The sequence below is a fragment of the Actibacterium ureilyticum genome (genome assembly GCF_002285435.1).
In the GTDB taxonomy this organism is placed as follows: Bacteria; Pseudomonadota; Alphaproteobacteria; order Rhodobacterales; family Rhodobacteraceae; genus Actibacterium_C; species Actibacterium_C ureilyticum.
The window spans coordinates 89,660-107,028 of sequence record NZ_NSBT01000026.1; the positions used below are offsets into that span (position 1 = coordinate 89,660).

The following is a 17,369-nucleotide window of genomic DNA, read 5'->3' on the forward strand; positions in this document are numbered from 1 at the left end:
GCATGCGCGCGGCGGGCGCCATTGGTGTACTTGCTGAAACTGGCGGATGTGTTAAAAATATATTCGCCATTTTGATATTCGGTGAATAATCCATGCAAGTCGACGATACGGACCGCCGCCTGCTGCGCTATCTGCAATCCGATCCGGCCCTGCCCACGGCGGAGTTGGCCGAACGCGCGGGCCTGACACAGGCGACCTGCTGGCGGCGGCTGGAACGGCTCCGGGCCGAGGGCGTGTTGCGCGCCACCCGCGCGGTCATCAACTGGCGCGCGCTGGGCTATGCGGTCGAGGTCAGCCTGCGCTTCACGCTCGACAAGACCGACCCGCGGGCGTTCGACACCTTTCTGGCCGCCGCGCGCGAGGTGCCCGAGGTGACCGAGATCCAGACATTTCTGGGCCGGGTCGACGTGCGGCTGAATATCCTGGCCCGCGACATGGCGGATTATCAGCGCATCTATCGGGACCGGGTGCTGAAACTGCCCCATATCGCCGAGATCGAGGCGCTGATGCTGGTGGCCGACATCAAGATGGAAGAGAGCCTGCCGATATGATCGATCTGGACGACACCGACCGGGCGCTGTTACAGGCGCTGGCGCAGGATGCCACCCAAAGCGCGGGCGCGCTGGGCCGCCGCATGGGGCTGAGCCAACCCGCGACCTGGCGGCGCATCCAGCGGCTGGAACAGGCGGGCATCATCGCCCGGCGGCAGGTCGTGCTGGACCCACAGGCGATGGGGTTCGGCGTGACCGTGTTCCTGGGGGTGAAGCTGGCGACCAAGGGCCGCATCAGCCTGGAGGATTTCGAACGCGCGGTGTCCGCCATCCCCGAGGTGCAGACGGTGCAGCATGTGCTGGGCCTGTTCGATTACCGCCTGCGGGTGGTGGCGCGCGACATTGCCGATTTCGAACGCGTGTTGCGCCGCCGGATCATGACGCTGCCCGGAGTGGGCGATGTCGAGGCGAATGTGCTGCTGAGCGAAGAGCGCCGTCCAGGCCCGCTGGCGACGCCATGAGCACCGCCGCCTCGGGCTTGCGCAGGCACAGCCGCGCGGCCTGGGCGGTTTCCGCCTGATGGACCAGGCCCGGGAACAGCGCCTGCAGCTCGGCCTGGGCGGCCCGGTCGTTCAGGCTGGCGGGCCCGGACAGCAGGCTTTCGCTGGCCAGACCGTCGACAAAGATGATCTCGTGCCGGTCGAACATCAGGTGATAGTAATCGACCGTGCCGCCCTGCCGCAGCCGGATGGTGTCGCCATTCACCAGATGCTTGGCCGCAACCAGCACCTGGGGTTCATCGAACAGAAACTCGACATGGGCGCCGCTGAACAGGATGCGGTGATTGCGCGACAGCTCGAACGGGCGGTCATTGCCAATGGCGCCCGCGGCGAAATGCACCGGCGCAAAGGCGTCGCGGGCGGGCACCCGGCGATGCGCGACCCAGCGCACGGGGCGGGGGCCGTGATCCAGCGTGTTCACCAGATCGCCGACCGCCAGCGTTTCGATGGGGCGCAGCCCGGCGGGGGTGTCCACCCGCGCGCCACGGGTCCAGCACAGCGGCCCGCCATTCAGGATCTCGACATAGTCGCCGATATAGAAATTCGAGTTGCCGACCTCGATCGTACCGGAATCGATGGTTTCATCGTAATCCAGGTCGAAATCGCGCACCCGGTCCAGCGTGACCGAGGCGCCGCCATTGGTGGCCAGATTGGTGCCCGGCGCGATGGTCAGGGTGTTGTTCAGCGTCGGGCCGCCATCGGTTGGGATCAGCACATTCGCGTTGAACCGGACATAGCTGTCGCCCAGCCCCGAGATGTCGGATTGCACGGTCGCGGTCTGGCCGGGGTTCTGCGGCTGGTAATTGTACTTGATCAGCGTGCCGTCGGTGCTGCCGCTGTCCAGCCACGCCTGATAATCGGCATAGCTGTCGAAAACCGTCAGATCGGAAATCGCGCTGCCATTGACGATCTCGCCATCGGCGCTGGCATTCACGACCTCGATCAGGATGATGTCATCGGGTTCGAAAACCGCGGTGCCGCTGGAAAACGTCACCTCGCCCAGGCCGTTCGAACCGCCGGTCGAATTGGTGTTGATGTTGCCGCCCTGGATGACATCCGCACCGGAAACCGCAAAACTCACCATTCTGGACACATCCCTGATACTGAGAACCGACAATTCGCGGGGCGGTGGGCGCACCCCGCCGACATCTTTATGGTCGCAGATCGCCCCGCAAGGTGAAATGTCCCAAAAGGATAGCCCGGAAACTCTTAAGCAACTTTTTACCGCTCTGAACAGCCCCGCTCGCGCGTTTATGATCCATCTTGAAGAAACAGTGTTTTTTGCCGACGATGGGGTCGAGGACCGGGGAAAGCCCCCGCGTCGCATGGGAGGATATGATGAACGACCTGAAACCGCTTGGCGCGGTCGATCCCGATGGGCTGCTGGAATATTCGGTGGTCTTCACCGACCGGTCGCTGAACCACATGAGCGCCGCGTTTCAGCAGGTGATGCGCGACATCTCGGACATGCTGAAACAGGTCTATAACGCCAAGGCGGTGGCGCTGATCCCCGGCGGCGGCACCTATGCGATGGAGGCCGTGGCGCGCCAGTTCGCGCGCGACCGGTCGGTTCTGGTGGTGCGCAATGGCTGGTTCTCCTATCGCTGGAGCCAGATCATCGAAACCGGTGGCCTGACATCCGAGGCGACGGTGATGAAGGCCCGGCGCACCGGCAACGGGCCACAGGCGCCTTTTGCACCCGCCCCGATCGACGAGGTCGTGGCCAAGATCCACGAGTTGCGCCCGGCGGTGGTGTTTGCACCCCATGTGGAAACATCGGCCGGCGTGATCCTGCCCGATGACTATATCGCCACGCTGGCGGCTGCCGCGCATGAGGTCGGCGCGCTGATGGTGCTGGATTGCATCGCCTCGGGCTGTGTCTGGGTCGATATGGAAAAGACCGGGGTCGATGTGCTGATCTCGGCCCCGCAAAAGGGCTGGTCGGCGTCGCCTTCGGCCGGGTTGGTGATGATGTCGGATCGCGCGCTGGCGCGGTTGGACGAAACAACCTCCGACAGTTTCGCCATCGATCTGAAGAAATGGCATCAGATCATGCAGGCCTATGAAAACGGCGGCCATGCCTATCACGCCACCATGCCCACCGATGCGCTGCGCGCGTTCCGCGACACGATGCTGGAAACCCGCGATTACGGGTTCGACAAGCTGCGCGAGGCGCAGTGGGATCAGGGCAACCGCGTCCGCGCGCTGTTGGCGGCAAAGGGCGTGCAATCGGTTGCCGCCGACGGGTTCGGCGCGCCGGGGGTTGTTGTCAGCTATACCGACGATCCGGGTATTCAGAACGGCAGCAAATTCGCGGCCCAGGGCATGCAGATCGCCGCCGGCGTGCCACTGGCCTGTGACGAGGGCGACGGGTTCATGACCTTTCGCCTCGGCCTTTTCGGGCTGGACAAGCTGTACGACGTGGATGCCAGCATCGCGCGGCTGGAATCGGTGTTGAACCAGGTGCTTTAGCGCACACCCAGCCCCGCGCGCATCAGTGTCTTGCGCACCGGCGCCAGGGAATACAGCGTATTGAGCGCCCCGGCGCGCAGGTCGCGCAGCCCCGGCGCGCCGAGCATGGACGCGCGGTTCAGCGCGTCGATGCCCATGACGCGGGCCTTGGCCTCGCGCCAGCGGCGGCGGTGATAGGTCTGCAGCATCCGCGCGTCGCCCAGCCCCTCGGGCCGGTCCTGTGCCAGTTCCAGCAGCACGCGCATATCGGCCAGGCTCATGTTCAGCCCCTGTGCGCCAATGGGGGGCACGACATGGGCGGCCTCTGCCACCAGCGCGGTGCGCTCGGCGCTGTAACGTTCGGCAATCTGGCTGATGATCGGCCAGACCGTCCGGCGCGAGGCCAGCGTCAGCGGCCCGTAAAGCCCGGCGGAACGGTCGTTCATCGCGGCCTCGAATTCGGCCACGGGCAGGGCGGCCAGGCGCAAGACCTCGGGGCCCCGCTCCATCCAGACGATGGCCGAACAGGGTTTGCCATCACGGTCGGGCAGGGGGACCAGCGTGAACGGCCCGCCGGAACGGTGCACCTCGGTCGAGATTTTGTTGTGCGGCTGCGGGTGGGTGACGGCAAAGGCCAGCGCCTTTTGCCCATAGCGGATGGTGTTCGCGCCAATACCCACGGCCTGACGCACCGGCGAATTGCGGCCATCGGCGGCGATCAGCAACCGCGCGGCCACTTGGGCGCCATCGTCCAGCATCACCAGCGCCTGGCTTTCGCGGGTCAGCACGCTGTGCGTACCGGTGCCGGGGCGGAAATCGACATTGGGCAGGGCGTCCAGCCGCGCCAGCATCTCGCGCCGCAACAGCCAGTTGGGCAGGTTCCAGCCAAAGGGCTGGTCGGAAATGTCGGCGGCATCGAAATCCTTGATCAGGCGCGGCTCGGGCGTGTCGCCGCCCGCATCGACGATGCGCATGACCTGCAGCGCGGTGGCGTGGGGCGCAAGAAGGTCCCACAAGCCGGCGGCCTGCAAGACCGGGATCGACGGTTGCAGAAATGCGGTGGTGCGCAGGTCGGCGGCGACATCCCCCTCGTCCGTGACGGGGGGCGCCGGATCGACGCAGATCACCGAAAACCCCGCGCTGCCGAATGCGGCCGCGGCGGTCAGCCCGGCGATCCCGCCGCCAGAGATCAGAATGTCGGTTTCGGTGCGGTCCATGGCGATGCCTTTCGGATCAGACATAGGCCGAAACCCATCCCCGTCCAAGCGGCATCTGGTCACCCGCGGGTGATCCACAACAGCATCAGGAAAATCACCGGCACCGCCGCCAGCGCGGGCAGGTACAGGGCGGGTACACCCCAGGTCATCACGGCCATGGCCCACAGGCTCAGCACCGCGACCAGCAGGTACCAGATGTTGTCCTTGTCGCCATGGATCAGGTCGCGGGCGATCCAGCCCAGAACCGGAATGGCGAACAGAATGCGGCGGGACCGCGGCGGGGCCGCGGGGGTGATGGTTTCGGTGGTCATTACGCGCTCCGTTATCTCTGCCTGCGGATATCGGCAATCGGGGCGCACTTTGCGATGCGCAATCTTGACGCGCTGCGTCAAGATGCCTGACCTATTGCGTCAATTTGTCCAGAAAACCGGTCAGGTCGTCGGTGTGGTGGTGGATGTGATCGGCCGGGTGCGGATCGGGCGCCACATGGACCGTGCGCATGCCCATCGCATGCGGGGCCTGCAGGTTGCGCGGGTCGTCCTCGAACATCGCGCCGGCGGCGGGGTCGATCCCGGCGGCGTCGAACACACGCTCGAACGCGCTGCGCTCGGGCTTGGGGCGGAAATTGGCATGCTCCACCCCATAGATCGCGTCAAAGATCCCCGACAGCCCGCGCGCCGCCAGCACCCGTTCGGCATAGGGCGCCGAGCCGTTGGTATAGACAATGCGCTTGCCCGGCAGGTCCTTGATATTGCGCCGCAAATCCGGGGCGGGTTGCAGATGCGACAGATCGATCTCGTGCACATGGGTCAGATAGGGGGCCGGGTCCACCCCGTGCAGATCCATCAGCCCGGCCAAGGTGGTGCCGTATTCCGCCCAGTAATGCCGCCGCAGCTCGTTCGCGCGCGGCTCGGGGACGTTCAGCGCGTCCATGACATAGGCGGTCATGCGCTTTTCGATCTGGTCGAAAAGCCGCGCCTCGGGCGGGTAAAGCGTGTTGTCCAGGTCGAAGACCCAGGCCCGGACATGGGCGAATTGATCGGCGGTCATGCCCCTGACCTAGCCCCCTGCGCGCGTCGCGGCAAGCCTGCGGGGTTGATCAGCCCCACCCGCAACAGGTAGCGTGGCGCGGGGCCGGGCGGAGAACACGATGGGCGAAACGAAAACGGCACAGATCGACGCATATGCGTTGATCCTGGATGCGATCGATGTGGGCGTCTACAAGCCCGGCGACCGGTTGGTCGAAAGCGAGCTGGCCGAGCGGTTCGGCGTGTCGCGCACCCCGGTGCGCGAGGCGTTGCAGCGGCTTGAGACACAGTCGCTTCTGGCGCGGGACGGGCGCAGCCTGATCGTGGCCTCGCTGAACCACAACCAGCTGGCCGAGCTTTACGTCGTGCGCTGCGAGCTGGAGGGGCTGGCCGCGCGGCTGGCCGCCCGCCACGCCACCGCCGAAGAGATCCGCGTACTGCGCGCGATGGTGGCCGAGGATCAGAAATATCTGGGCGATCACAAGGCCTTGGCGCGGGCCAACCGACGGTTCCATAAGCAGGTTCACCTGGCCTCGCACAACCAGTTCCTGGTGCAGCAGCTGGATCTGGTGCACCGGTCGATGGCGCTGATGGCGACGACATCGCTGGCGATCGAGGGGCGGGGCGAAACCGCGTTGCAGGAACATGACGCCATCGTCAGCGCGATTGCCGCGCGGGACGAGGATGCGGCCTATGAGGCGCTCAAGGCGCATATCTCGACCGCGTTCGAAACCCGGTTGCGGCTGGATGCCGAAGGCTACGGGGCCGAGATCTAGGCCGCCTCGCGCAGCGGCGCGGGTTCGGCTTCGGGCGACGACTGGCTGACGCCATGCTGGGTCTTGTCCCAGTAAAACGGTTTCGAGACCATTTCGAACACCGCCTTATAGGTCGCAAGCGCCGCCAGCGGGAAATAGAAATGCGTCGTCGGCACCCAGGCCCACAGATACCGTTTGCCCGCCAGCGCGGTGCCCGCCATCCCGATGGCGATGTTCAGCACCTCGGCACCGACGAACAGGCCCGACATCACCTGCATCGCCAGCGGGCTGAGCACGCCGGTCAGCGGGTGTGGCAGGCCCAGCATCACCAGCCACAGCGACCACAGAAGCGGCACCAGCAGGAATTGTGACAGGGTGCCCAGGAACATGATCTGGAACCCGATGAACCGCCACGCGCCCAGCTGCCGCCACAGCAGGCCAGGCCGCCGCATATGGGTCGACCAGGTCATGGCATAGCCTTTCAGCCAGCGCGAGCGTTGCTTGACCCAGGGCCAAAGGCGGCAATTCGCCTCTTCCTCGGTCACGCTGTCGATCAGTTCGGTGCGATAGCCGCGCCGGGCCAGGCGGACACCCAGATCGGCGTCTTCGGTCACGTTGTGGGCGTCCCAGCCGCCCAGTTCCTCAAGCACGTCGCGGCGGAAAAACAGCGTTGTGCCGCCCAGTGGCACCACCAGCCCCAGCGCCGCGATCCCGGGCAGCATCAGCCGGAACCAGCTGTTGTATTCGATGGTGAAACAGCGGGCGAACCAGTTGGCGCGGCTGTTATAGTAATCCAGCACCCCCTGGATACAGGCCACATCCGGCCCACGTTCGTGGAACCGGCGCACGATGCGGTGGATCTGGTCGGGGGCGGGGGCGTCTTCGGCGTCATAGACGCCCACGATCGTGCCCCGGCAGAAATCCAGCGCGAAGTTCAGCGCCCGCGGCTTGGTCTTCAGCGGCCCGCGCGGCACGGTGATGACGCGCATCCAGTGGGGCAGGTCGGCCTTGTCCAGCATGGCGCGGGTGACGGTGTCGTCCTCCTCTGTCACCAGGCAGATATCCAGCAATTCCTTGGGATAGGTCAGGCGCGACAGGCGCGGGATCAGGCGGCTGACGATGTCCTCTTCCCGGAAGAGCGGCACCAGAACCGACACCACCGGCAGGCTGGCGATTTCGGGTTTCGGCAGGTCCGGTTCCCGCGCCGCGCGGCGTCTTTCGCGCCAGACTGCCCCGGCGGCAAGCGCCTTGAGCCCCGTGGCCGCGGCCAGGGTAAAGACCGCCCAAGCCGTCAGCAGCGCCACACACAGCACCGGCGACAGGACGAACAGCGCCAGCAGCGCGGCGGCGAAGGTCAGCATGATGTTGCGCGGCCCCGACTGGTACCAGAAGCGGCAGCTTTCATCCTCGGCCACGCGGGTTTCGGCGGCACGCGCCAGGGTGATGTTGCGGCTGTCGATCACCGCGCGGTGCAGGTCACGCTCGTTACAGAGCGCCATAATCGGATCGCCGAAATCGGCGGGCAGGCGGCGGCGCTGGGCGATGAAATGCTCGGGCCGCGAAGTGGCGATGATCGTGGCCCCGCCCAGTCGGCGCACCGGCAGGATCCCGTCGCCGAGGCAGCGCTGTATTCCCACAGCGTCGATCAGCCGGGGATCGGGCGGGCTGGCGCGCAGGTCGATGGGCTGGGCGTTGTATTGTCGCGACAGCGCCGCCAGCAGATCGCCCTCGGACACCATACCGTGGGCCAGAAGGATATCGCCCAGCCGCAGGTTCTGCCGCCCCTGCAACGCCAGCGCCTTGAGCAGGTCGCCGGGATCCAGCGCGCCCATTTCGACCAGGATATCGCCCAGCGGCCGACGCAGCCGATGGACACGCGCCTTGCCGGGGGCGTCGTTGGTGCGGGCAAGGCGCAAGGCGGGAGGGGACATGGAAAACGGGCCGGGACTAGTGTTTTCCCGAGCCTGCGAGACAGATGGTTAATGCAAGGTTAACCAAACCGGCGGAACCGGTTTATTTCCCCCGGCGTTCCGCGATTGCCGCGGAAAAGCGTTCGAACAGGTAATAGCTGTCCTGCGGGCCTGGGCTGGCCTCGGGGTGGTATTGCACCGAAAAGACCGGGCGGTCGGCAATCCGGATGCCGCAGTTCGACCCGTCGAACAACGACACATGGGTCTCGATCACGCCCTGGGGCAGGGTCTGGCTGTCGACGGTGAAGCCGTGGTTCATCGACGTGATCTCGACCTTGCCGGTTTCCAGATCCTTGACCGGGTGGTTGGCGCCGTGATGGCCGTGGTTCATCTTGACCGTCTTGGCGCCCAGGGCCAGGGCCAGCATCTGGTGGCCCAGGCAGATGCCGAAGACCGGGATATCGGCCTTGTCCAGAACCTCGCGGATCATCGGCACGGCATAGACGCCCGTGGCCGCCGGATCGCCGGGGCCGTTCGACAAAAAGACGCCATCGGGGTTGTGCGCCAGAACCTCTTCGGCGGTCGCGGTCGCGGGCAGGACGGTCACGTCACAACCCGCGCTGGCCAGACAGCGCAGGATGTTGCGTTTCGCGCCATAGTCGATGGCGACGACCTTGTGCCCCGGTTCGGTCCGCTTGGCATAGCCGTCGGGCCAGGCCCACCGCATCTCGTCCCAGCGATAGCTTTGGGCGCAGGTCACGTCCTTGGCCAGATCCAGCCCTTCGAGCCCGGCAAAGGCGCGGGCCTTGGCGACCAGCGCCTCGATGTCGAACTTGCCCTCGGGGTTGTGCGACAGGGCCACATGCGGCGCGCCCTGCTGGCGAATGGCGCGGGTCAGGCGGCGGGTGTCGATCCCGCCGATGCCGATCCGGCCGCGCCGTTCCAGCCAGCCCTGCAGCGGTTCGGCCGCGCGCCAGTTGCTGGGCACGGTCGGGTCCCATTTCACCACCATGCCGGCGGCCACCGGCTCGGCGGTCTCGTCATCCTCGGGGTTCACGCCCACATTGCCCACATGCGGGAAGGTGAAGGTCACGACCTGACCGGCATAGGACGGGTCGGTCATGATCTCCTGGTACCCGGTCATGGCGGTGTTGAAACACAGCTCGGCCACCGTATCGCCCGTGGCGCCGAACCCCTGGCCATAAAAGACGGTCCCGTCGGCCAGAGTCAGGCAGGCGGTTGGGCGCGGCGGCGTGGTCACGGCAGGCATCTGAGGCTCCGGGTTCGGTGAATTTGCGCGAACCTAGGGCCAGTGCCCGAAAGGGTCAAGGGCGGGCGGACCGCGCACCCGCGGAATCGCGCGAATTTCCGTTGTGTCACGGGAATTCCAAGCCGGTTGCCCTTCGGTTTGCGAAAGAGTAAGTTCGCAGGCTCGGACTGATTGGGGATGATGACCGTATGGATATGCGCACGCAGATCAATTCCGCGCTGAAAGATGCGATGAAGAACAAAGAGGCCGGGCGTCTATCGACCCTGCGCCTGATCAACGCTGCGATCAAGGACAAGGATATCGACGCACGCGGCAAGGGCAATGACGACGGCGTGTCCGACACCGAGGTGCTGGGCATTCTGGGCAGCATGGTCAAGCAGCGCAAGGAAAGCGCCCGCGCCTATGAGGAAGGCGGGCGGCTGGACCTGGCGGAACGCGAATTGTCCGAGATTTCGGTGATCGAGGAATTCCTGCCCAAGCAGCTGGACGAGGCCGAGGTCGAAGCCGCGATTGCCAAGGCCATCGAAGCGGTCGGCGCAGCGTCGATCCGCGACATGGGCAAGGTCATGGGCGTGCTTAAGACCAAATATACCGGCCAGATGGATTTCGGCGCGGTGGGCCCGATGGTCAAGGACCGGCTGGGCTGAGCGCTGCTCAGGCGCTTGGTCTGTCCGTGGTGTTGTCGAACGGTGTGGCTGCGATCTGTTCGAGGTCGCAACGTACCGCATAGAGCAGGCGCGCTATTTCTGGCATCCGCGAGGCATCGAGACGTAGCAACTGCCGTTTCCCGAGGCGGCGGTCGAGCATGCCGATCGCGCATATCAATGGGTTGTCGGACGAAGCGATTTGCGTGATCGATAGGTTCAGATATTCAAAGAGCGCGGCATTGAAATCCCATTGCGCGAAGCTCCCGGCTTTGTGCAAGTCTTCTTCGACCTGCTTCCAGGTTCGATAGTAAAGCGATGCCCTTTCAGGGTCTCGGAAATCTGGGTTGCCGCGTTTCGCCAGCAGATCCCGGCCGCTATCCATTAGTTGCTTATAATAGGTCAACGTGGCCGCGCTATAGAGGCGCTCGCCATCCAAGGTGATCCAACCTTCGCCCGCTTGGTCATGGGCGTTGCGATAGCTGGTACTCCACACTTCGACGCGGCCCCGCACCTTGTCTGCAAACCCTTCTTCAATTCTCTGCTTGAGCTTGCTCCACTTCATGGTCGCCGCCCGGCGTTCTGCGCCTCGGCCAGCGCGCGCATCAGCTCGCCCTGCAGCGCCAGCCGTTCCTCGGGGCTGAGAAAGGCGCCGATCTCGACCTCGCGGTCGCCGCCTTTCAGCGTCAGGTAGTTTTCGACCGGGCCGCCGGTGCGGTGCATCTCGACCCGCACCCAATAGGGGTTCGCCTGCCAGTCCTGCCGGGGCGCGCGCGGGTTGTGGCGCGTCAGCTCGATCCGGTCATGTGACAGCCGCAGCTCTTCCAGGATCTCGCCATCCTTGTAGGAGCGTTCCAGGAAATACCACATCAGCCCGACTGCCCCCAGGACAAAGGGCAAAAGCCCCCACAGCACCATCGACCCGATCACCGCCAGCAGCGGCACCAGCACCAGCAGACAGGTGATGGCGATGAACGTCACCATGCCGCGCCGGGGCAGGGACCGATAGGGCCACAGATCCAGCTGGGCCGGACCATCGGGCGTGCGGGGGTGCCATTCATAGGGCATGGGGCGGGCGCTCCGGGCAAGTGGTGTGGGGTTGGGTCCGGCGGTGAATATCGCATGGGCCCGTGGCAAAGAAAAAGGCCCCGGAGGGATGCTCCGGGGCCTTTGCATTCGGGTCAGGCCGCCCTTAGTGGGCGTGGCCCTTGTCCCAGTCCTCTTGCTTGGGGAGCGTCTCGAACGTGTGCTCCGGCGGCGGCGAGGGCAGGGTCCATTCCAGCGTATCGGCGTATTCGTTCCAATAGTTGGCCTCGGTCACTCGCTTGCCGGCGCGCAGCGAATAGATCACCACGCCGATGAAGAACACGAACGAGGCAAAGGACAGCAGCGCACCGATCGACGACCAGTAGTTCCAGTAGGCGAACGCCTCGGGATAGTCGATGTAACGGCGCGGCATGCCCTGGCGACCCAGGAAGTGCTGCGGGAAGAAGGTCAGGTTGGCACCGATGAACATCGCCCAGAAGTGCAGCTTGCCCGCCCATTCCGGGTATGCCCGGCCGGTCATCTTGCCGAAGTAGAAGTAGATCCCGGCAAAGATCGCAAAGACCGCACCCAGCGACATCACATAGTGGAAGTGTGCCACCACGTAATAGGTGTCGTGATACATCCGGTCCATCGGGGCCTGGCTGAGCACGATGCCGGTCACGCCGCCAACGGTGAACAGGAACAGGAAGCCGAAGGCCCACAGCATGGGCGTCTTGAACTCGATCGAGCCGCCCCACATCGTGGCGATCCAGCTGAACACCTTCACGCCGGTGGGCACCGCGATGACCATGGTGGCCAGCATGAAGTAGCTTTGCTGGGTCAGCGACATGCCGACGGTGTACATGTGGTGCGCCCAGACGACGAAGCCCAGAACACCGATCGCCACCATCGCATAGACCATCGGCAGGTAACCGAAGATCGGCTTGCGCGAGAAGGTCGCGATCACGTGGCTGATGATGCCGAAGCCGGGCAGGATGATGATATACACTTCCGGGTGGCCGAAGAACCACAGGATGTGCTGGTACAGGATCGGGTCACCGCCGCCTTCGGGCTGGAAGAAGGTGGTGCCGAAGTTCCGGTCGGTCAGCAGCATGGTGATGGCGCCCGCCAGAACCGGCAGCGACAGCAGGATCAGCCATGCGGTCACGAAGATCGACCAGGCGAACAGCGGAACCTTGTGCAGGGTCATGCCCGGCGTCCGCATGTTCAGAAAGGTGGTGATCATGTTGATCGCGCCCAGGATCGAGCTGGCGCCCGACACGTGCACGGCAAAGATCGCCAGATCCATCGAATAGCCGCCCTCGTTCGTGGACAGCGGCGGGTACAGGACCCAGCCCACGCCCGAGCCCAGCTGGCCGTTGCCGCCCGGGCTGAGAACCGAGGCCACCGCCAGCGACGTACCGGCCACATACAGCCAGAAGGACAGGTTGTTCATACGCGGGAACGCCATGTCCGGCGCGCCGATCTGCAGCGGCATGAAATAGTTGCCGAACCCCCCGAAAAGCGCGGGAATCACCACGAAGAACATCATCAGAATGCCGTGGCCGGTGATCAGAACGTTCCACAGGTGGCCGTTCGGCGTACATTCCGAGGCGGCGTCGGCAAACAGACGCGCGCCTTCGGCACACATCAGCTGGACGCCGGGCTCCATCAGTTCCAGCCGCATATAAACGGTGAAGGCGACCGAGATCAGACCGACAAGTGCCGATACGATCAGGTAAAGGATACCGATATCCTTGTGGTTGGTGGACATGAACCAACGGGTGAAGAACCCCCGGTTGTCCTCGTGCTCATGGCCGTGGATGGCTGCGTCTGCCATGTGGCTCTCCCTGTTGGCGTCATTCAATGACCGGGGACGAGTCATGCTCTGTCCCCAATGCGTCACCCCGGTTTTAGGGGCTGACCGCGCAAGGGGCAATATTCAACGGCCCAATTAGGATGGGAAAAATTGGCGCACCCCCCTGTCCATACCGACCAAAGGACAGGGTTTTGCCGGGTTGCTACAGCAACATGCGCGCAACCATCAGCGTCAGGGGCAGTGTCAGGAAGCTGATCAGGGTCTGTACGGTGATGATCGCGGCCATCAATAGCGCGTCGCCGCCAAGCTCGCGGGCCAGCGTATAGGTCGCCACGCCGGTGGGAAGCGCGGCGAAGATGACCGCCACCTGCGCCACCATCGGATCGGGCCCCAGGATCAGCGCGGCCAGAATCACCATGCCGGGGTTCACCACGAATTTGCCCAGCATCGACAATGCGATGATCCGCTTCGATCCGCTGAGGCCGCGCAGCTTCAGATTGGCGCCCACGCACAGCAGCATGATGGGCAATGCCGCGTTTCCAAGGATCTGTGCCATGTCGTGCAGGACGGGCAGGGCGCCAATACCCGCGATGTTGAACAGGGCGCCCGCACCGATGCTGAGGATCAGCGGATTGCGGATCAATCCGCGCAGCACCGATCGGTTGCTGCCGCCCAGTCGCCATGTCATCACCGTCACGATGACCACGTTGACCACGGGCACCAGAACGGCCGATCCCAGAACCGCCACCTGAAGCCCGGGCGCGCCGAAAAGCGCCTCGGCGATGGCCAGCGCGACGAAGGTGTTGAACCGCGACGACCCTTGCATCAACGATGTCGCCGTCGGCGCCGACAGGCTGAGCCCCAACGCCCAACCCACGGCGGTTGCAGCAAAAAATCCCACATACAGAATGGCGGCATAGCTGCCCAACCCGCCGCTCAGGTCTGCGGTCGAGATCTTGGCAAAGAACAGCGCGGGCATCAGCACCCAATAGACCAGCCGGTCGTTCAGGTTCCAGAACTCGGTCGACGGGATGCCGCCCCGGCGCAACCCATAGCCGAGCATGATCAGCCCGAAGACTGGGGCAATTGCCAGAAAGATGGTGAACATGTCGCGCTGGTCCGTGCTTGTCCCTATGGACTAGGCGATCGTCAGCGGGGCTTCAATGGGATCCGTCGCCGAAAACCTGCTGGAACGTGGTTTTCAGCGCCACGTCCAGATCGGTCATCGTGACCGGCAGCCCCAGATCAACCAGGCTGGTCACACCATGTTCGGTGATGCCGCAGGGCACGATCCCGTCGAAATGCGACAGGTCGGGGTCCACATTGATCGAAATGCCATGAAAGCTGATCCATTTGCGCAGCCGGATGCCGATGGCGGCGATCTTGTCCTCGGGCGGGGTGCCGGTGGCGGTTAGGGGCTTGTCGTCGCGCACAACCCAGACGCCGACACGGCCATCGCGGATCTGGCCCCGGACGTTGAATTCGGCCAGGGTCGCGATCACCCATTCCTCGAGCTGCTGGACGAACCGGCGCACATCGCGGCCGCGCCGGCCCACGTCCAGCATGACATAGATCACCCGCTGCCCCGGCCCGTGATAGGTATATTGCCCCCCGCGCCGCGCCTCATAGACCGGGAATCGGTCGGGGTCGGTCAGGTCCTGGGGCCGCGCCGATGTGCCGGCGGTGTAAAGCGGCGGGTGCTCCAGCAGCCACACGGCCTCGGGCGCGGTTCCCGCTGCGATTGCAGCGGCGCGTGCCTCCATTTCGCGCAAGGCGACCTCGTACGGCACAAGGCCGTCGGAAATTATCCATTCCACCATGTTTTGCAGGGATATCGTGACTTGACAGGATGTGCCAGCGCTTGTGACACTTCGTGCAGGGTGTCATTGCGGCCTTGGGCCGTGTGGAATTTATTTCGGGAGATTTAAACATGTTTCATAAACACATGCTGACGGCTGCCGTGGCGGCAAGCCTGACGCTGGTGCCCGCGACGCGGGTCAGCGCCGACGCGGGCGATGCGCTGGTCGGGGGGATCATCGGCGGGGTGATCGGCGGGGCCATCGCCAACAACGCCAAGAAGAAGCCGCAGAAAAAGGTCTATTACAAAAGCGCGCCGAAGAAGTCGTCGGGCATTTCCGCTGCGACCCGCGCGCAGAACCGCGAGGTTCAGACCTCGTTGAACTATTTCGGCTTTCCCGCCGGGTCGCCGGACGGGGTGCTGGGGCGGAATTCCCGCTCTGCGATCAGCCAGTATCAGGTGTTCATGGGCTATCCCGCCAGCGGCTATCTGACGGTGTACGAGCGTGACTTTCTGGTCAATTCCTATCACCGCGCGATTGCGGGCGGACCCGCGACGACGCAGCTGGTCGCCACAAACCCGATGGGCACCAAGGGGCTGCTGAAAACCTATCAGCAGAATGCGGCGGGCGGGATCGTTACCGCCGCCCCTGGCATGGCGCAGCCGATGCCGGGGCAGGGCATGGTCGCCGTCGCGCCCGCGCCCGGTCTGCAACAGCCGCAACCGGCCCAGCCCGGCGTGCTGGCCGCGGCCCCGGTGCCCGGCGTGATGGCGGTGGCGCCGGTCACGGGCGGTGTGCCGAACCTGCAGGCCGCACCGGCGGCGCCCGCGGCCACCATGGCCGCTGCGCCCGTCGCACCGGCCCCGACCGCGCCGGTGCTGAGCGCCCCGCAACCGGCCCCCGTGGTCGAAGCCGTGGCAACACCGGCGCTGCCCAGCTTCATGGGCGAGACCGAGAGTGTCTCGCTCGCCTCGCATTGCAACGAGATCAACCTGCTGACCACCGGCAATGGCGGTTTCGCGACCGAGGCGAACCTGACCAACCCGGAATTCGCGCTGAACGAACAGTTCTGCCTGGCGCGCACCTATTCCATGACCAAGGGCGAAGAGATGGCGTCCAAGGTCAAGGGCTTCAGCGCCGAGCAGATCGCACAGCAATGCGCGGGCCTGGGCGCGGCGGTGAAATCGCATGTGACCGCGTTGTCGCAGAAGCCGATGGCGCAGGTCGTGTCGGACGTGAAGGGCTTCGTCGGCGGCTCGGGCATGTCGGCGGGCCAGCTTTCGGGCACATCGAAGATCTGCCTGTCGGTCGGCTATCGCACCGATGACATGGACCTGGCCATTGGCTCGGCCCTGTTGCTGGTGGCGGTGGACGAGCCCATCTATGCCGAGCTTCTGGGCCATCACCTGACCCAGGGCTTCGGCGCCGCCAAGCGCCCCGATCTGGGCACCGCCTGGTACGAGGCCGCGCTGACCGCGCTGGACAATGGTGCGGCCCCGGCATTCGCCCCCGGCCAGCCCGAGCGCAAGAGCCTGATCCGCAAGGCCGCGCTGATGGCGGGCGGGACGGAAATGGCCACCGGCGCGGCGGATGAAACCGCCCCGCAACCGGCGGCGCTGCCGGTCTTTACCGTGACCGAATAACACCGGTTCCGGGGGGCGTTCGGCGCCCCCCGATCCCCTGCGCGGCGACGCGCGTTTTCCCCCTTCACATCGGCAGGCCAAATCGGTATGTAACCGCGCACTACCTGCTCACGTGCGGCCGTGGCGGAATTGGTAGACGCGCAGCGTTGAGGTCGCTGTGGGGTAACTCCCGTGGAAGTTCGAGTCTTCTCGGCCGCACCACTCTTCCCAGTCATCCATCGACGTTTCGCCGCCCGCTGGCATGGCCCGGCCCGTGTCTTATGATGATCCGAACCGATGGACGGGGGATATAAATGGACAAGACCGATCAAGCGCTGATTGCGGCCCTGCGACAGGACGGGCGGCGGTCGGTATCGGACCTGGCGCTGGATCTGGGCGTGTCGCGGGCCACGGTGCGCAGCCGGCTGGACCGGCTGACCGCCACGGGCGAGATCCAGGGCTTTACCGTCGTCCTGCGGTCCGAGACGCGCGAGATGCCGGTGCGGGCGATCATGCTGATCGCGATCGAGGGCAAGAACACCCAACCCGTCATCCGGCAGCTGTCAGGCATCGCGCAGGTGCGGTCGGTTCACACGACCAACGGGCGCTGGGATCTGGTGATCGAGCTGGCCACGCATGATCTGGACACGTTCGACGCGGTGCTGGACCGAATCCGTCAGATCGGCGGAATCGCGGCGTCCGAGACGAATCTGCTGCTGGCGACTCGGAAATCCACCACCAAATAACGTTGCGTCATTAACGGCATTCAACTTCAGC

At 65.0% G+C, this 17,369-nt stretch carries 18 protein-coding genes and 1 tRNA gene; 8 read left to right on the plus strand and 11 right to left on the minus strand.

What is annotated here, in order from left to right; genetic code table 11:
* The first annotated feature begins 92 nt into the window (after positions 1-92).
* Together CLM60_RS09015 and CLM60_RS09020 are read left to right on the plus strand one after the other, a co-directional pair.
* The gene (locus tag CLM60_RS09015; RefSeq protein WP_095588837.1) at positions 93-551 is read left to right on the plus strand and encodes an Lrp/AsnC family transcriptional regulator; all 459 of its coding nucleotides are present in this window, start codon (positions 93-95) and stop codon (positions 549-551) included.
* A complete protein-coding gene (locus CLM60_RS09020) occupies positions 548-1,012 on the plus strand; it encodes an Lrp/AsnC family transcriptional regulator (protein WP_095588838.1) in 465 nt (154 codons plus the stop codon). The genes CLM60_RS09015 and CLM60_RS09020 overlap by 4 nt, the downstream gene beginning before the upstream one ends.
* On the opposite strand, the gene CLM60_RS09025 is transcribed toward CLM60_RS09020, so the two are convergent.
* On the minus strand, positions 927-2,135 hold the full coding sequence (locus CLM60_RS09025) for a Hint domain-containing protein (RefSeq protein ID WP_176473838.1): 1,209 nt from the start codon (positions 2,133-2,135) through the stop codon (positions 927-929). The genes CLM60_RS09020 and CLM60_RS09025 overlap by 86 nt on opposite strands.
* Positions 2,136-2,389: 254 nt before the next feature.
* Here CLM60_RS09025 and CLM60_RS09030 point away from each other — a divergent pair, with 254 nt between their 5' ends.
* Positions 2,390-3,523 carry an aminotransferase class V-fold PLP-dependent enzyme gene (locus CLM60_RS09030; RefSeq protein WP_095589314.1) on the plus strand — a complete coding sequence of 378 codons (1,134 nt, stop codon included), beginning with the start codon at positions 2,390-2,392 and terminating at the stop codon, positions 3,521-3,523.
* Here the strand turns inward: CLM60_RS09030 and CLM60_RS09035 are convergent.
* The 3 genes from CLM60_RS09035 to CLM60_RS09045 all read right to left on the minus strand — a co-directional run bounded on the left by CLM60_RS09035 (position 3,520) and on the right by CLM60_RS09045 (position 5,769).
* Positions 3,520-4,719: a UbiH/UbiF family hydroxylase gene (locus CLM60_RS09035; protein WP_095588840.1), complete on the minus strand. Its 1,200-nt coding sequence runs from the start codon at positions 4,717-4,719 to the stop codon at positions 3,520-3,522. The genes CLM60_RS09030 and CLM60_RS09035 overlap by 4 nt on opposite strands.
* A 59-nt stretch (positions 4,720-4,778) precedes the next feature.
* Entirely contained in the window at positions 4,779-5,030 is a 252-nt protein-coding gene (locus tag CLM60_RS09040; RefSeq protein ID WP_095588841.1) for a hypothetical protein, read from the minus strand.
* Positions 5,031-5,121: 91 nt separating this feature from the next.
* Positions 5,122-5,769, minus strand: a complete 648-nt coding sequence (locus CLM60_RS09045) for a pyrimidine 5'-nucleotidase (RefSeq protein ID WP_095588842.1) — start codon at positions 5,767-5,769, stop codon at positions 5,122-5,124.
* A gap of 100 nt (positions 5,770-5,869) precedes the next feature.
* Here CLM60_RS09045 and CLM60_RS09050 point away from each other — a divergent pair, with 100 nt between their 5' ends.
* Positions 5,870-6,523, plus strand: a complete 654-nt coding sequence (locus tag CLM60_RS09050) for a GntR family transcriptional regulator (RefSeq protein WP_095588843.1) — start codon at positions 5,870-5,872, stop codon at positions 6,521-6,523.
* On the opposite strand, the gene CLM60_RS09055 is transcribed toward CLM60_RS09050, so the two are convergent.
* Both CLM60_RS09055 and carA read right to left on the minus strand, forming a co-directional pair.
* The gene (locus CLM60_RS09055; protein WP_245848322.1) at positions 6,520-8,433 is read right to left on the minus strand and encodes a glycosyltransferase; all 1,914 of its coding nucleotides are present in this window, start codon (positions 8,431-8,433) and stop codon (positions 6,520-6,522) included. The two genes, CLM60_RS09050 and CLM60_RS09055, sit on opposite strands and share 4 nt — an antisense overlap.
* An 82-nt stretch (positions 8,434-8,515) precedes the next feature.
* A complete protein-coding gene (gene carA, locus CLM60_RS09060) occupies positions 8,516-9,682 on the minus strand; it encodes a glutamine-hydrolyzing carbamoyl-phosphate synthase small subunit (RefSeq protein WP_095588844.1) in 1,167 nt (388 codons plus the stop codon).
* A 188-nt stretch (positions 9,683-9,870) separates the two neighbouring features.
* On the opposite strand from carA, the gene CLM60_RS09065 reads away from it, so the two are divergent.
* Positions 9,871-10,329 carry a GatB/YqeY domain-containing protein gene (locus tag CLM60_RS09065; RefSeq protein WP_095588845.1) on the plus strand — a complete coding sequence of 153 codons (459 nt, stop codon included), beginning with the start codon at positions 9,871-9,873 and terminating at the stop codon, positions 10,327-10,329.
* 7 nt (positions 10,330-10,336) lie between these two features.
* On the opposite strand, the gene CLM60_RS09070 is transcribed toward CLM60_RS09065, so the two are convergent.
* The 5 genes from CLM60_RS09070 to lipB all read right to left on the minus strand — a co-directional run bounded on the left by CLM60_RS09070 (position 10,337) and on the right by lipB (position 14,991).
* Positions 10,337-10,891, minus strand: a complete 555-nt coding sequence (locus CLM60_RS09070) for an SF0329 family protein (protein ID WP_095588846.1) — start codon at positions 10,889-10,891, stop codon at positions 10,337-10,339.
* The gene (locus tag CLM60_RS09075) at positions 10,888-11,394 is read right to left on the minus strand and encodes a DUF2244 domain-containing protein (protein WP_095588847.1); all 507 of its coding nucleotides are present in this window, start codon (positions 11,392-11,394) and stop codon (positions 10,888-10,890) included. Before CLM60_RS09075 ends, CLM60_RS09070 begins: the two co-directional genes overlap by 4 nt.
* Positions 11,395-11,518: 124 nt before the next feature.
* Positions 11,519-13,192, minus strand: coding sequence for a cytochrome c oxidase subunit I (ctaD, locus tag CLM60_RS09080; RefSeq protein WP_095588848.1), 1,674 nt, complete (start codon positions 13,190-13,192; stop codon positions 11,519-11,521).
* 181 nt (positions 13,193-13,373) lie between these two features.
* Positions 13,374-14,279 carry an AEC family transporter gene (locus tag CLM60_RS09085; protein ID WP_095588849.1) on the minus strand — a complete coding sequence of 302 codons (906 nt, stop codon included), beginning with the start codon at positions 14,277-14,279 and terminating at the stop codon, positions 13,374-13,376.
* A gap of 52 nt (positions 14,280-14,331) precedes the next feature.
* Positions 14,332-14,991 (minus strand): lipoyl(octanoyl) transferase LipB, encoded by a 660-nt coding sequence (gene lipB, locus CLM60_RS09090; RefSeq protein ID WP_095588850.1) that lies wholly within the window; start codon positions 14,989-14,991, stop codon positions 14,332-14,334.
* 110 nt (positions 14,992-15,101) lie between these two features.
* Between lipB and CLM60_RS09095 the strand changes: the two genes are divergently transcribed.
* From CLM60_RS09095 to CLM60_RS09105, 3 genes are all read left to right on the plus strand, one after another.
* On the plus strand, positions 15,102-16,613 hold the full coding sequence (locus CLM60_RS09095; protein WP_095588851.1) for a peptidoglycan-binding domain-containing protein: 1,512 nt from the start codon (positions 15,102-15,104) through the stop codon (positions 16,611-16,613).
* 114 nt (positions 16,614-16,727) lie between these two features.
* A tRNA-Leu gene (locus CLM60_RS09100) sits at positions 16,728-16,814 on the plus strand.
* A gap of 92 nt (positions 16,815-16,906) precedes the next feature.
* On the plus strand, positions 16,907-17,338 hold the full coding sequence (locus CLM60_RS09105) for an Lrp/AsnC family transcriptional regulator (protein ID WP_095588852.1): 432 nt from the start codon (positions 16,907-16,909) through the stop codon (positions 17,336-17,338).
* Positions 17,339-17,369 lie beyond the last annotated feature (31 nt).